This window comes from Streptomyces poriferorum, assembly GCF_019399235.1.
GTDB lineage: Bacteria > Actinomycetota > Actinomycetes > Streptomycetales > Streptomycetaceae > Streptomyces > Streptomyces poriferorum.
Genome location: NZ_JAELVH010000071.1, coordinates 1 through 12,492, shown reverse-complemented (window position 1 = coordinate 12,492; position 12,492 = coordinate 1). Strand labels below are relative to the sequence as shown.

Annotated in this window: 13 protein-coding genes; 6 read left to right on the top strand and 7 right to left on the bottom strand. The window is 68.7% G+C overall.

The genetic code is table 11. From position 1 onward, the window contains the following. Window positions 1-382: 382 nt before the first annotated feature. Complete coding sequence (locus JGS39_RS15010; RefSeq protein ID WP_308120421.1) at window positions 383-685, bottom strand: hypothetical protein; 303 nt, start codon at window positions 683-685, stop codon at window positions 383-385. 197 nt (window positions 686-882) lie between these two features. Between JGS39_RS15010 and JGS39_RS15005 the strand changes: the two genes are divergently transcribed. The 5 genes from JGS39_RS15005 to JGS39_RS41435 all read left to right on the top strand — a co-directional run bounded on the left by JGS39_RS15005 (window position 883) and on the right by JGS39_RS41435 (window position 4,116). Then, window positions 883-1,032, top strand: a complete 150-nt coding sequence (locus JGS39_RS15005) for a hypothetical protein (RefSeq protein WP_219569517.1) — start codon at window positions 883-885, stop codon at window positions 1,030-1,032. A 228-nt stretch (window positions 1,033-1,260) separates the two neighbouring features. Further along, entirely contained in the window at window positions 1,261-2,004 is a 744-nt protein-coding gene (locus tag JGS39_RS15000; RefSeq protein WP_219569550.1) for a DUF6879 family protein, read from the top strand. Next, window positions 2,001-2,843: a helix-turn-helix domain-containing protein gene (locus JGS39_RS14995; protein WP_219569516.1), complete on the top strand. Its 843-nt coding sequence runs from the start codon at window positions 2,001-2,003 to the stop codon at window positions 2,841-2,843. Before JGS39_RS15000 ends, JGS39_RS14995 begins: the two co-directional genes overlap by 4 nt. A gap of 898 nt (window positions 2,844-3,741) precedes the next feature. Continuing rightward, entirely contained in the window at window positions 3,742-3,936 is a 195-nt protein-coding gene (locus JGS39_RS14990) for a hypothetical protein (protein WP_219569515.1), read from the top strand. A 45-nt stretch (window positions 3,937-3,981) separates the two neighbouring features. Beyond that, window positions 3,982-4,116, top strand: a complete 135-nt coding sequence (locus JGS39_RS41435; RefSeq protein WP_264302827.1) for a hypothetical protein — start codon at window positions 3,982-3,984, stop codon at window positions 4,114-4,116. 248 nt (window positions 4,117-4,364) lie between these two features. Here JGS39_RS41435 and JGS39_RS14985 read toward each other — a convergent pair whose 3' ends face one another. Next, complete coding sequence (locus tag JGS39_RS14985) at window positions 4,365-5,204, bottom strand: SDR family oxidoreductase (protein WP_219569514.1); 840 nt, start codon at window positions 5,202-5,204, stop codon at window positions 4,365-4,367. A gap of 93 nt (window positions 5,205-5,297) precedes the next feature. On the opposite strand from JGS39_RS14985, the gene JGS39_RS14980 reads away from it, so the two are divergent. After that, window positions 5,298-5,669 (top strand): winged helix-turn-helix transcriptional regulator, encoded by a 372-nt coding sequence (locus JGS39_RS14980; protein ID WP_219569513.1) that lies wholly within the window; start codon window positions 5,298-5,300, stop codon window positions 5,667-5,669. Window positions 5,670-5,748: 79 nt separating this feature from the next. Here JGS39_RS14980 and JGS39_RS14975 read toward each other — a convergent pair whose 3' ends face one another. The 5 genes from JGS39_RS14975 to JGS39_RS14955 form a co-directional block, all read right to left on the bottom strand. After that, window positions 5,749-6,780, bottom strand: a complete 1,032-nt coding sequence (locus JGS39_RS14975) for a LacI family DNA-binding transcriptional regulator (RefSeq protein ID WP_219569512.1) — start codon at window positions 6,778-6,780, stop codon at window positions 5,749-5,751. 250 nt (window positions 6,781-7,030) lie between these two features. Continuing rightward, window positions 7,031-8,491 carry a GH1 family beta-glucosidase gene (locus tag JGS39_RS14970; RefSeq protein ID WP_219569511.1) on the bottom strand — a complete coding sequence of 487 codons (1,461 nt, stop codon included), beginning with the start codon at window positions 8,489-8,491 and terminating at the stop codon, window positions 7,031-7,033. A gap of 122 nt (window positions 8,492-8,613) precedes the next feature. Continuing rightward, a complete protein-coding gene (locus tag JGS39_RS14965; protein ID WP_219569510.1) occupies window positions 8,614-9,534 on the bottom strand; it encodes a carbohydrate ABC transporter permease in 921 nt (306 codons plus the stop codon). Between the two features lie 15 nt (window positions 9,535-9,549). Further along, entirely contained in the window at window positions 9,550-10,539 is a 990-nt protein-coding gene (locus JGS39_RS14960; RefSeq protein WP_219569509.1) for a carbohydrate ABC transporter permease, read from the bottom strand. A gap of 230 nt (window positions 10,540-10,769) precedes the next feature. Continuing rightward, window positions 10,770-12,098, bottom strand: coding sequence for an ABC transporter substrate-binding protein (locus JGS39_RS14955; RefSeq protein WP_219569508.1), 1,329 nt, complete (start codon window positions 12,096-12,098; stop codon window positions 10,770-10,772). Between the last annotated feature and the right edge of the window lie 394 nt (window positions 12,099-12,492).

Genomic DNA, 12,492 nt, shown 5'->3' with positions numbered 1-12,492 from the left:
TCGAGTTCCTGGAGAGCGCGGGGTACGAGGGTCCATGCCGAGTCCGGGCATGACGGAGAAGCGCAGCACGAAGCCGCGCCGGTGGGATGGCGCATCAGAGTCCGTTGCGAGAGGCGGCAGGAGACGCCGCAGAGTCAGCGGGGAAGGATCAGCAGACTTGCACTACGAGGGCCGACCTGACCGCAGCACCGGCGGGGCCCAGGGGAGCCCGGCCGGGCGGGAGGGGCCTCATTCGATAGCGCGGGAGTGGTCACCGCGTGGGTGATGGCCGTACGATCCGAGACGAATCCTTCTCTTTGATGTGAGTCGGTTCACTGATCAGCGGGGTAATGACCCGCTGGTTACTGCGGCCGGGCGGTCTCAACACCGCTCGGCCGTTCTGCTACTCGGCCGACTTCTCCTCGGCTTCCTTCTTCGGCCTCTTCGATCCACGAAAACCCTTGGCGATCTGCTGAGCCCGGGTGAAGTGCACGCCCATGACGTCGCCGATCTCCTGCCACGTCATTCCCTGGTCGCGAAGCCTTTGGACCCGCTCTTGGCGGATCTCGCGGAGAGTCCCACTGTTGTCGCCCCAGTACTTCAGGGCGTTACTGATGGCCCTCGCGCACGCGGCGTCGTCCTCAATGGCCCTCAGCGCCTTCACGGCATCCATGAACCTAAGCACTTCCTCCGGCTGGTCCTCCACTAGGCGCTCCCTCCTATGAGAGCGACCCGCACACCACGTTAGACCCTGGGTCTTGTTTTTGCATAGACCCAGGGTCTAACGTGACTTCTCGCGAGGCCACTCCAGGTCTCATGGTGACAACAGAACGGCCCGGGCCGGAGTTCACAGCTCCATGCGGCCAGGGCAGCCAGATACTCGCTCCCGACGGGAGACTGACCTTGCGCCATCTTTCCACCCCGGAGACCATGCTCACTCTGCGGCTCGTCAAGGCCGACGCTGTCCACCTCGCACCCCCTTCGCCCCGCGCCGACCGTCCTGCCGCAGAGAACGGCGAGGGACTTTCACCGCAGGACGCCGAGGCGCACTGACCGGAACGCCGTGGTCGAGAGGCCCTGCGAGCTTTCACCCACGGACGGGCGCCCGCGGAGCATGCCCCCTCGACCTGACCCAGCAGCCTGGGGCTAGGGATTCATTGTCGATTGCGAGCAACCCACAACAATTCCGGTTCCATGGCAATCCGGCGCAATTTCCACACGGCTGAACACCATCCGGCCCATCCTGGAACGACGGCACACTACGGCGGCCCGGAGGTAGAGATGACACTGCGGTTCCTTGGCACGACCAGCGACGGCGGCGACTGCCCGACCCTGTACGAGGTCGAGGGGACCGGTGACGTCCTGGTCCAAGGGGACAGGGTCACGGACCCGGTGCACCTCGCGATGCTGCGCGACGTCAAGGAGTCGGAGACGTTTGTCATCGTGCCGCGTGACCTTCTCGCTCGGTTCGCCCCCACTGAGGCGTCCACACCGAAGGTCATCCCGTTCAACGAGGCATCCCACCTGTTCCGGGAGTTCAAGCACACGGCTTGGCGGCTGGAGACGAGACGGGGTTACGGATCCGACCGCAACAGTGCGAAGTGGCAACGCTGGTTGGCCGGTCAGGACGTCGCGGCCGAGCCGTTCGACGAATGGCGGCGCAATGTCCAAGCGGCAACGGAAGAGGGGCGACGATTCGAGCGAGTCCGGCTGGTCGATGACCCTCCGACCGAGGGGCAGCGCTTCTTGCTGGCCACCGCTCCGAGCAACGTCGCGGCCGGGGAAGACATCCGGAACCTACAGCGGGCCGATGCGGTTCGGCTGGGCCTCCCGGACTGGGACTTCTGGCTGTTCGACTCTCGTGTCCTGGTGCGGTTCGTCTTCGACGAGGACGACACCACCGTGGGAGTTGTGATCTCCGAAGATCCGACAGAGGTTCTCGCCGCCTGCCAGGCACGCGACAAGGCATGGCATCACGCGATCCGAACCGCCGACTTCTCCGGGGCGGTACGTTCCACAGCGTGAGCACGGACTTTCAATCCGCCCGGATCAGCCTCGGTGCGCGACTTCGTGAGTTGCGCACCGAGGCCGGCTTTGACGGCAAAGGAATCGCTGCCGTGCTGGGATGGCAGCGCTCCAAGGTGTCGCGTCTGGAGAACGGCAAGCAGACACCATCCCCGGCAGACATCAAGGCTTGGGCGCAGGCGTCCGGCCGCGAGGATCTGACGGGGGAGCTGAACACCCGTCTCGTCGGGCTGGAGACCCAGTACCGCTCGTGGCGCCGACAGCTCGCCGGTGGCCACCGGGCCCGACAGGAGCTGGGGGTGACGGAGAGCGCGGCCACCAAGACAATCCGCGGCCTGGAGGTCTCCCGGATTCCCGGGGTGTTCCAGACCCCCGACTACGCCCGCAATGTCTTCGAGGCGAACGCGGCGTTCCGGCAGATTCCCCGCGACATCGAGGACGCCGTCAGAGCTCGGATACGGCGTCAGGAAGACCTGTACAAGCCGGGCCGGAAGTTCCGGTTCCTGGTGTGGGAGGCCGCGCTCTACGTTCTCACCTGCCCGCGCGAGGTGATGATCGCGCAGTTGGAGCGACTGGTGGGCCTGATCGGCCTGGATACCGTCGAGTTGGGAATCGTCCCGTTCGGTGCACAGTTGCGCCGTCCTCCCACACACGGGTTCTGGATCTACGACCGGCGGCTGGTCGTCGTGGAGACCATCAATGTGGAGTTGTGGCTGGACGACGAGGACAATCTCGCCCTGTACGAACGGGCCTGGACATGGACAGCCGAAGCGGCGGTCTACGGGCAGCAGGCACGGCGTCTGATCGGCCGGGCGAGGGCGGCACTGGATCCCTCGTAGCAACGGTCCTCAATCGGCGAGAGCCCGTCAGCAATCGAGAGCAATCGGCAAGCGCGAGGGCAATGTCCCTCCTTAATGTGCAGGTCATGGCCTCAGGGACACATGATCCGGGATCGGAATGGCTGGCGCTCTCCTCCCCCGACCCGGTGAGAACACACCGGGCATGGGCGGCCGGAGAACTCGCCCGACTGCACTCAGGCCGACTGTGGTCGGCCGTCGAAGCAGACGTGCGTCGATCGGTCGACGCAATGCAGCGCATCGGCCCGGGCCGACTCGGTCCGGTGCTCGTCCATCCGTCGGCGGACCTCGCATGGTGGCTCGTCCCGTGCGGGTCCGTGGAGGAGCTGGCAAGCGTTGGCTTCCTGAGCGTTCACGCGTCCGGCCGGCCGCTCCGATGCCCCTCGGCCGGACAATACGTGGACGGCCTGGGATGGCTGGAGAAGCCGGACGGCTCCGGTCGGCTCACCGACCCCGCCGCGCTCGGTGCCGCATTCCGGCCGGGCGGTCGGCTGCGGGCGGGGGCGTTCTGTTGATCCGGCCTCCGACGGAACCTCTGCCGCCCGTCGAGTCACTGTCTGCCGAGCAGCTGCGCGGCACCAACTGCGTCTGGTGCTCCGCCGAGTTGACGGCCACGGCTGCTGTCAATCTCGGGGCCCGACCGGAGTACGAGGGCGCGTCCGTATTCATCTTTCCCCGACGCTGTCGGCCCTGCCCGAAGGAGGCACCCGGTGACTCACACCCTCAGCAGGGCGAAGCAGCCCCGGCACCGGAGTGAGGACACATACAAGGTGTGGGTGGGCCACACGTACGTGTGTGAACTTTGCGGCCTTGGACTGTGCCCGGAGGGTCTGCGTCTGGGGCGGCAGTGGAGGCACGACCGTCGGCAGGAGGTGCGGCCGTGATCTGCGTCGACTGCGATCGGGTGATCACGGGAGCGTACGTCGTGGTTGCCGTCGGCGACTCGATGTCAGCAGCCCGGCAGGACTTCCATGCCCACCCGCCGCAGGCTCCGGACTGCCTGCCCCGCACCGAGCGCAGGCGGAGGTTCCGTCGAGAGCTCGACGCCAAGCACCTCGCTCCGGAGCGGCCTTGAGCCGCGCAGGCCGGGGCCCTGGACTCAGCCACCGGGGCCGCGGTCATGGACCTGATCGTGCGGCTCGGGCGCGGCCACGGGACCACGGTCCTGATCGCCATGCATGAGGGGCAGGTGGCCGAGGCCTGTGACCGGGTGATCGGACTGCGGGACGGGCGAACGGTCACCGCCTCGGGCTGACGAGGCCGCCCGGGGAGGGACGGGACCGGAACCGGGACGGTGTACGGGGCGCGGGTGCGCCCCGTCCGGCCTCGGCCCGCCCCTGTGGACGGGCCGTCGGCTCGGCCGGGGTTGCCGGCTGCCACGGTCCCGGTGCCCGGGTCGAGAACCGCCGGACACCGGTCTCGGCGCCCCCTGCGGTCGGCCCCCCGCCGGCCGGCCGCCGGAACGGCGAGCGTGAGGGGCCGTTCCGGCGGCGCCGACCGGTCTCAGCGGAAGGCGGCGACGTGGCGGGCGGCCCAGTCGGCGAAGGTGTGCGCGGGGCGGCCGAGGATCCGCTCGACGTCCGGGCTGATGGCCAGCTCGGCCGGGCTCGGGGAACCGATGATGTCCAGGGTGTCGTCGGCGAGCTCCCCCGGCATGCTCCGGCTCATGGCGGCATGGGCCTCGGCGCGGGTGAGTTCGCGGAACGTCACCGGCGTGCCCAGTGCGGCGGCCAGGGCCTCCGTCTGCCGGCGGGGGGTGATCACCTCCGGACCGGTCAGCTCGTAGGCGCCGCCGATGTGCCGGTCCTCCAGCAGGCAGGCCGCCGCGACCGCGGCGATGTCAGCCGGGTCGATGACCGGCACCCCGACATCACCGAACGGAGCGGCGACAAGCTGCTGGGTGCGGACGGACTCGGCCCACCACAGGGCGTTGGACGCGAAGCCGCCCGGCCGCAGGATGGACCACTCCAGTCCGGACCCCCGCAGCACGTCCTCCAGCTCGCGCATCGCGATCCGCGTCCGGCCGAAGGGCCTGGTCACCACGCCGAGCGTGGAGAGCAGGACGACCCGCCGGACCCCGGCGGCCGCGGCTTCGCCGATGATGTCGGCGGGACTGGCTCCAGCGGCGTGCAGGTCACCGGAGAGCAGCAGGAACAGTGCCTCCGCCCCGTCCAGTGCGGGCTTGAGACCGGCCGGTTCGGCCAGGTCGGCCACCACGTGACGGACGCCGTCCGGCACCTCCGCCGAGTGCCGTGACACGGCCGTCACCTGCCGGCCCGCATCGGCCAGTGCCTGCGTCAACGGCCGGCCGATGTTTCCCGTAGCCCCGGTTACGACGATCATGATCTGCTCCTTTGCCGGTTGCCCTGTGTTGCCTGCACGCTAGGAGCAAGGACTAACTTTTGGTAAGGACATACCTTTGGGTAAGCTCATGCCATGACGGGAAGCGTGCAGGACAGGCAGGCCGAGGCGGAGAAGCCGTATGACGTGTTTCACACCGACTGCCCCGCGCGGAACGTGATCGACCACGTGACCAGCAGGTGGGGTGTCTGGGTGCTGATCTCGTTGCGCGGCAACGACCTCCGGTTCTACGAGCTGCGCGAGAGCATCCGGGGCATCAGCGAGAAGATGCTCGCCCAGACGCTGCGCGCACTGGTCCAGGACGGCCTGGTCTGGAGAGAGGTCGAACCGACGACTCCGCCGCAGGTCACCTACGGGCTGACCGAGTTCGGCCGGGATGTCGGCGTGCCGCTGACGGACCTGTTCGACCTGGTCACGCAGCGGCAGACGCCGGGCGCTACGGGATAGCGCGGGATACGGCACGGGCGCGGGGTGGTGCGGCACCGCACCACCCCGCGCCCGCTCCCGACGAATCCCGCGCCCGCCCTCACGACGAGTCCCGGACCACCAGTTCCGTCGGCAGCACGATCTGCTGACGCTCGGCGCTCTCGCCCGCGATCTGTTCCAGCAGGACCCGGGTCATCGCCCGGCCCATCTCCTCGATCGGCTGGCGCACGCTCGTCAGCGCCGGGTCCATGTGACGGGCCACGGCCGAGTCGTCGAAGCCGATGAGGGCCACGTCGTCCGGGATGCGCCGGCCGGCCTCGCGCAGCACCTGGCGGGCACCCGCGGCCATCAGGTCGGACGCGGCGAAGACCGCGTCCACGTCCGGGCGGCGGGCGAGCAGTTCGCGCATGGCCCGGACGCCGCCCTCCTCGGAGAAGTCGGCCGGGGCGATCAGCCGCTCGTCGGGTTCGTGGCCCGCGTCGGCGAGGGCCTTGCGGTAGCCGTCTAGGCGCCGCTGGGAGGCGTAGACGTCCAGCCGGCCGGTGATGGTCGCGATGGAGCGGCGACCCCGGGAGACGAGGTGCTCGACGGCGCCGCGGGCGCCCTCGAAGTTGTCCGAGTCGACCGAGGGCAGCGGCTCCGTCGCGGACCTGCGGCCGTTCATGACGGCGGGCATGCCGAGCTGCTCCAGCAGATCGGGCAGCGGGTCGTCGGCGTGCACGGAGACCAGCAGGACGCCGTCCACGCGGTGCGCGGTCAGGTACTGGGCGAGTCTTCGGCGTTCCCGGTCGCTGCCGACGAGAGTGAGCAGCAGCTGCATCTCGGTGTCGGCGAGTGCCGCGCCCACGCCGCGGACGATGTCGGAGAAGTAGGGCTCCGCGAAGAAGCGGCTCTCCGACTCGGGAACGACGAGCGCGATGGCGTCCGTCCGGTTCCCGGCGAGGGCTCGGGCCGCCCGGTTGGGTACGTACCCGAGCTCGGCGACGGCCGCCTCCACCGCCTCGCGCGTGTGCGCGCTGACCCGTGGTGAACCGTTGATGACCCGCGAGGCGGTGCCGCGCCCCACCCCTGCCCGCGCCGCGACCTCTTCGAGCGTGGGCCGGCCCCCGCTCCGTACTCGCGCTGCCGTCATGGCTGCCTCCCGTTCGCGGTCAATTTCTCACAGTCGGATAACCAAACCAAGTCCTGGTGTCGGTTGCCTTGACACTCAACGGGACCGGCCCGCCGTTCCACGGACCGGATCGTGGGAGCGCTCCCACTCTACGCGCGTGGTCGACGGGGTCGCGCAGGTGGCGGGGGTGGACGGGGAAAACCGGCCGCGGACACGACTGAGACCCGGCACGGGGCCGGGTCTCAGAGGTGGCGCGGGGGTCGGGCGAGGGTCAGGAAAGACCCGCCGGCGGGAGTGCGTGACGGCGGATCACATCGGAGTACCAGTGGGCACTCGCCTTGGGGATGCGGCGCTGGGAGGCGTAGTCGACGTACACGGTGCCGAAGCGCTTCGAATAGCCGTAGGCCCACTCGAAGTTGTCCATCAGCGACCACAGGAAGTAGCCGCGGACGTCCGCACCGTCGGCCACCGCACGCTGCACGGCGTCGAGGTGGCCGTGCAGGTAGGCGATCCGCTCGGGGTCCTCCACCCGGCCCTCGGGCGAGACGTAGTCGTCGAAGGCGGCGCCGTTCTCCGTGACCATCAGCGGCAGGCCGGGGTGGTCGCGGGTGACGTCCATCAGCAGGTTGTAGAGGCCGTCGGGGTCGATCGACCAGTTCATCGCGGTGCGCGCCTTCCCCTCGGCGAGGTGGAAGGCGACGTGCTCGGAGCCGGGCCACGGGGCGAAGTCGCTGGCGCCGTGGACATCGTTGCCACTGCCGCTTTCGCCCTTCTCCGGCATGGAGACCAGCGTCGGCGTGTAGTAGTTGACGCCCAGGACGTCGACGGGGCGCGAGATGGCGGCCAGGTCGCCGTCCTGGACCAGCTTCGACCAGTCCACCAGGTGCGCGGTGTCGGCGAGCAGGTCCTCGGGGTACTCGCCGCGCAGCATCGGGCCGGTGAAGATCCGGTTGCCGACCGCGTCGATCCGGCGGGCGGCGTCCGCGTCGGCCGCGCTCGCGGTCAGCGGGCGGACCTGGTGGAGGTTGAGGGTGACCGAGGTCTGCGCGCCAGCGGGGAGTTGATCGCGCAGAACCTCGATCGCCCGGCCATGGGCGAGGTTGAGGTGATGGGCCGCCCGCAGGGCGGAGGCGGGCTCGGTGCGGCCGGGGGCGTGCACGCCGGAGCCGTATCCGAGGAAGGCCGAGCACCACGGCTCGTTGAAGGTGGTCCAGGTCGCGACCCGGTCACCGAGCGCGCCCGCCATGATGGCGGCGTAGTCGGTGAACCGGTCGGTGGTGACCCGCTGGGGCCAGCCGCCGGCGTCCTCCAGCTCCTGGGGCAGGTCCCAGTGGTAGAGGGTCGCGACGGGGGCGATGCCCGCTTCGAGCAGTTCGTCGACGAGCTTGCGGTAGAAGTCCAGACCGCGCTCGACGGCGGGACCGCGGCCGGTGGGCTGCACCCGGGACCAGGAGATGGAGAAGCGGTACGCCTTCAGCCCCAGCTGCTTCATCAGCGCCACGTCGTCGCGGAAGCGGTGGTAGTGATCGGCGGCGATGTCACCGGTGTCACCGTTGTGGACCTTGCCGGGGGTGTGGCTGAAGGTGTCCCAGATGGAAGGGGTGCGGCCGTCCTCGGCAGCGGCGCCCTCGACCTGGTAGGCGGCGGTGGCCGCTCCCCAGACGAAGCCCGTCGGGAATCGCGTTGCCTCGGGCGCCTGCTTCGGGGCGATGTCGGGTCGTACGGCAGTCATGCGGGAGCGCTCCCAGGGGTGGACGGACAGGGGCGGGAAGTGGAACTCCGGAGCCCGTACGGTCCGCGGGGCGGGCGCGGGCCGTGCGGGGCTACCGGGGAAAGAGGCGGGCCGACGCGAGGTCAGCCCTTGACGGCACCGGACATGATGCCGCCGACGATCTGCTTGCCGAAGACGACGAACACCACGAGCAGCGGCAGCGTGCTGATCAGCCCGCCGGCCATCACGATGCTCTCGTCGGGGGTGTAGGAGGCCTTCAGCTGGCCGAGGGCGACCTGAAGGGTGGGGTTCTGCTGGTTCAGCGCGAGGTAGGGCCAGAAGAAGTCGTTCCACGCCTGGACGAAGGTGAGCATGCCCAGCACCATCATGGCGGGGCGGGCCACCGGAAGCACGACGCTGCGCACGATGCGGAAGTTGCTCGCACCGTCGATCTTGGCGGCCTCGATCAGCTCGTACGGCAGGGCCTCGGTCAGGTACTGCCGCATGAAGAACACGCCGAACGCGCTGACCAGGGTCGGGAAGATCACCGACTCCAGGCTTCCGCTCCAGCCGAGGTCGGACATCATCATGAACAGCGGGACGACGCTGAGCTGCGGCGGGATGGTCAGCGTCGCGATGACGCCGGTCATCAGGGCGCCGCGGCCGCGGAAGCGCATCTTGGCGAAGGCGTAGCCGGCCAGGGTGCAGAAGAAGAGCGTCGCCAGCGTGATGCAGCTGGAGACGATGAAGCTGTTGAGGATCGCCTTGCCCAGGTGGGCCTGGTTCCAGGCGGCGTCGAGGTTGTGGAACAACCGGTCGCCGGGCAGGAACGGCGGCGTGGAGGCCAGTACTTCGTCCTGGGTGTGGGACGCGGCCACCAGGGTCCAGTACAGCGGCAGCAGCGAGCCGATGCCGACGACGGTCAGCGCGATGTACGCGAAGGGACCGCCCTTCAGCTGCTGCCCGGCACCGGGCTTGAAACGGCTCGCGCGCTTCGGCGCACGGTGCGCGGTGCGCGCCGGGAGGACGGGGGCCGGGACTTTGGTGGGGCTGGTGATGGTCATGGATATCGCTCCCGGTCAGACCGCGGATTTGCGTACGAAGCGGCCGATGAGCCAGTTGACCGCGGCGATGATCAGCAGGAGGGCGAGCATCGCCCAGGCCACTGCGGCGGCCGGACCGAGATGCCCCAGGTTCCAGCCGTAGTTGTAGAGGTAGATGCTGAGGGTCTCGTACTGGTTCTCGTTGCCGCCGATCGCACCGAGGGTGCCGCCCTCCAGCAGCAGGGGCTCGCCGAACAGCTGCATGGAACCGATCGTCGAGATGACGATCGTGAACAGGATCGTGGGCCGCAGCGAGGGGATCGTCACCTTGAGGAACTGCTGCCAGCGCGAGGCTCCGTCGAGCGAGGCGGCCTCGTACAGATCGGACGGGACGGCCTGCATCGCGGCGAGGTAGATCAGGGTGTTGTAGCCGGTCCAGCGCCAGATCACGATGACGGAGATGGCGATCTTGGACGTCCAGTGGCCGTTGGCCCAGTTGGTGTCGCCCAGGCCGACGAACTCCAGCGCCCAGTTCAGCAGACCGCCGTCGGCCCGGAAGACCAGGGCGAAGACGAGGGCCGCGGAGGCCACCGAGGTGGCGTACGGGGTGAGGATGACCGTCCGCCAGAAGGTGCTGGCACGGAGCTTGTAGTTCAGCAGGTGCGCCAGGCCCAGGGCCACGAGCAGCTGCGGGACCGTCGACATGACACCGATCAGGAAGGTGTTGCTGACGGCCGTCCAGAACTCCGAGTCGTGCAGGATCCTGTCGAAGTTCTCCCAGCCGACCCACTCCATCTGGTCCAGGCCGGTCATCTCCACCCGGTGCAGGGCGATCCAGCCGGTGTAGATCAGCGGGTAGAGGCCGAAGGCACCGAAGACGAGGAAGAACGGGGCTATGTAGGCGTACGGCGACGCCTTGTCGTCGAACCGCCAGAGGCGGCTGCGCCACGTCTGCCGGCGGGCGCTCACCGGCTTCTTCGGGGGTGGCGGGGCGTATGCGTCCCGGGTGGGAGTCGAGGTGGCCACGGGCGGGAGTCCTTCCCTGGATTGCTTGGTCACCCGGGCACTGGGCCGGGCGGAATGGGCCGGGGCCGTCGGCGACATGCGCGTGCGGTGGGCTTCCACGGGGCGGCCGGGAGTTACCCGGTCGCCCCGTGCAAGCCCTCCGCGAGGCTTACCGCTCCTCGGCCCCGGTGCCCCATGGAGTGGGGACACGCAGGTGCGGGCGGCCCGGGGGCCGCCCGCTGCTACGACCGTCAGCCGATCGCCTTGTCGATCGCGTTGGTCGCTGCCTTCCACGCGTCGTCGGGCTTGGTGCCGCGCTGCTCCATGTTGTTGATCTGGGTGGAGATGGTGTCCTTGATGATGCCGTCCTTCGGGCCGAGAACGGTCTCGGGGATGGACTTGGCCTCGTCGGCGTACAGCTCACCGATCGGCGCGTTGTTGAAGTACTCGAGCTTGGCGGACTTCACGTCGGGCAGGTCGTACGCGCCCTTGTTGGACGGGAAGCTGCCGATCGCCTCGAAGACGGCGGCCTGCTGCTCGGGGGCGGTCAGCCACTTGACGAGCTCACCGGCCTCCTTGACGTGCTTGCCGGCCTTCGGGACTCCGAGGAAGGAGCCACCCCAGTTGGCGGCGGTCGCACCCGGAGCGGTGGTGATGTCCCACTTGCCCTTGTTGGCGTCACCGGCGTTCACCGAGATCTGACCGGCCATCCAGGCAGGACAGGCGACGGTGGCCATGGTGCTCTTGCGCAGGGCGGCCTTCCACGGGTCGCTGAACTGGGCGAGGCCCTGGGTCAGCTTCTTGTCCGCGGCCTCGGCCGCCAGGTTCCAGCCCTGCTTGACGCTGGGGCTGTCCTTGTAGATCGCCTCGCCGCTCTCGTCGTAGTACTGCTTCGCGTTCGAGCTGACGACGGCGTTGTACATGGCGCTGGCGGAGTCCATGAAGTAGGTGCCCTCGGGCGCGTTCTTCTTGTACTCCTCACCGAGCTTGAGGTAGTCCTCCCAGCCCCCGGCGATCTTGGCGGCGACTTCCTTGCGGTCGGTCGGCAGACCGGCCTTCTTGAAGAGCTCGGTGTTGTAGCAGAGCGACATCGGGCCGATGTCGGTACCCGCACCGATCACCTTGCCGTCCTTGGTGGTGGCCTGCTTCTCCTTCCAGGACACCCACTCGTTGACGTCGATGACCTTGCTCAGGTCGGCGAACTGGTCCGCCTTCGTGTCGACGAGCTCCTTGATGCGCCCGACCTCGAGGCCCTGGACGTCGGCCAGACCGCTGCCCGAGTTCAGCTGCTGGAGCAGCTTGGGGTAGTAGACCTTCTCATCGGCGGTGGTGTCTTCCTTCACCGTGATGTTCGGGTGCAGCTCGTGGTACTTCTCGAAGAGGCCGGCTTCCTTGTAGCCGAACTGCCCGAAGTCGGCGACGGTCAGCGTGATCTTCCCGTTCGCGTCGGAGGACGTGTCGTCCGACGAGTCGGAGTCACTGCCGCAGCCGGTCAGCAGCAAGGCCGAAGCGGTCAGGCCCGTGGTGGCCAGAACCGCGACTCTGCGGCTGCGACCGGCAACGGTGCGGGTGATACGCATTCCACTACTCCTTGTTCCAGGGTGGGACTGGCTCACTGCGTGGCATACGCGCTGGTGAGTGCGGGTGCCAGTTGGTTCAGGGGGGAGGACACGGGCAGTGCCGTTCGCACGAGATTTCCTCATGCGATGTGGGAGCGCTCCCATGCGCCGATGTCGGAAGGTTGCTGCCTGGGAGGGGTGGGTGTCAAGAGTTGAAGACGCTTCCGTTGCGCGAGCGTGTCCTGCAAGTCACGAGACCGTGTCCGGCCGAAGGCTTGCCAAAGCGCGCATCCAGGGGAAGCGGATGGATCGATTCCTGAATTCCCGCAGGTGAAAGCCCTGTTGGGAGTGGATCTTACGGCCGTGGCCGGGAACCGGACCTGATCGCACCAGTTTTCCGGCACACCCCCGAAAG

Coding starts and splice junctions, on each gene's coding strand:
- JGS39_RS14965 (WP_219569510.1), bottom strand. CDS start 9,534: ATGACCATCACCAGCCCCACCAAAGTCCCGGCCCCCGTCCTCCCGGCG.
- JGS39_RS14985 (WP_219569514.1), bottom strand. CDS start 5,204: ATGATCGTCGTAACCGGGGCTACGGGAAACATCGGCCGGCCGTTGACG.
- JGS39_RS14955 (WP_219569508.1), bottom strand. CDS start 12,098: ATGCGTATCACCCGCACCGTTGCCGGTCGCAGCCGCAGAGTCGCGGTT.
- JGS39_RS14980 (WP_219569513.1), top strand. CDS start 5,298: ATGACGGGAAGCGTGCAGGACAGGCAGGCCGAGGCGGAGAAGCCGTAT.
- JGS39_RS14975 (WP_219569512.1), bottom strand. CDS start 6,780: ATGACGGCAGCGCGAGTACGGAGCGGGGGCCGGCCCACGCTCGAAGAG.
- JGS39_RS15000 (WP_219569550.1), top strand. CDS start 1,261: ATGACACTGCGGTTCCTTGGCACGACCAGCGACGGCGGCGACTGCCCG.
- JGS39_RS41435 (WP_264302827.1), top strand. CDS start 3,982: ATGGACCTGATCGTGCGGCTCGGGCGCGGCCACGGGACCACGGTCCTG.
- JGS39_RS14970 (WP_219569511.1), bottom strand. CDS start 8,491: ATGACTGCCGTACGACCCGACATCGCCCCGAAGCAGGCGCCCGAGGCA.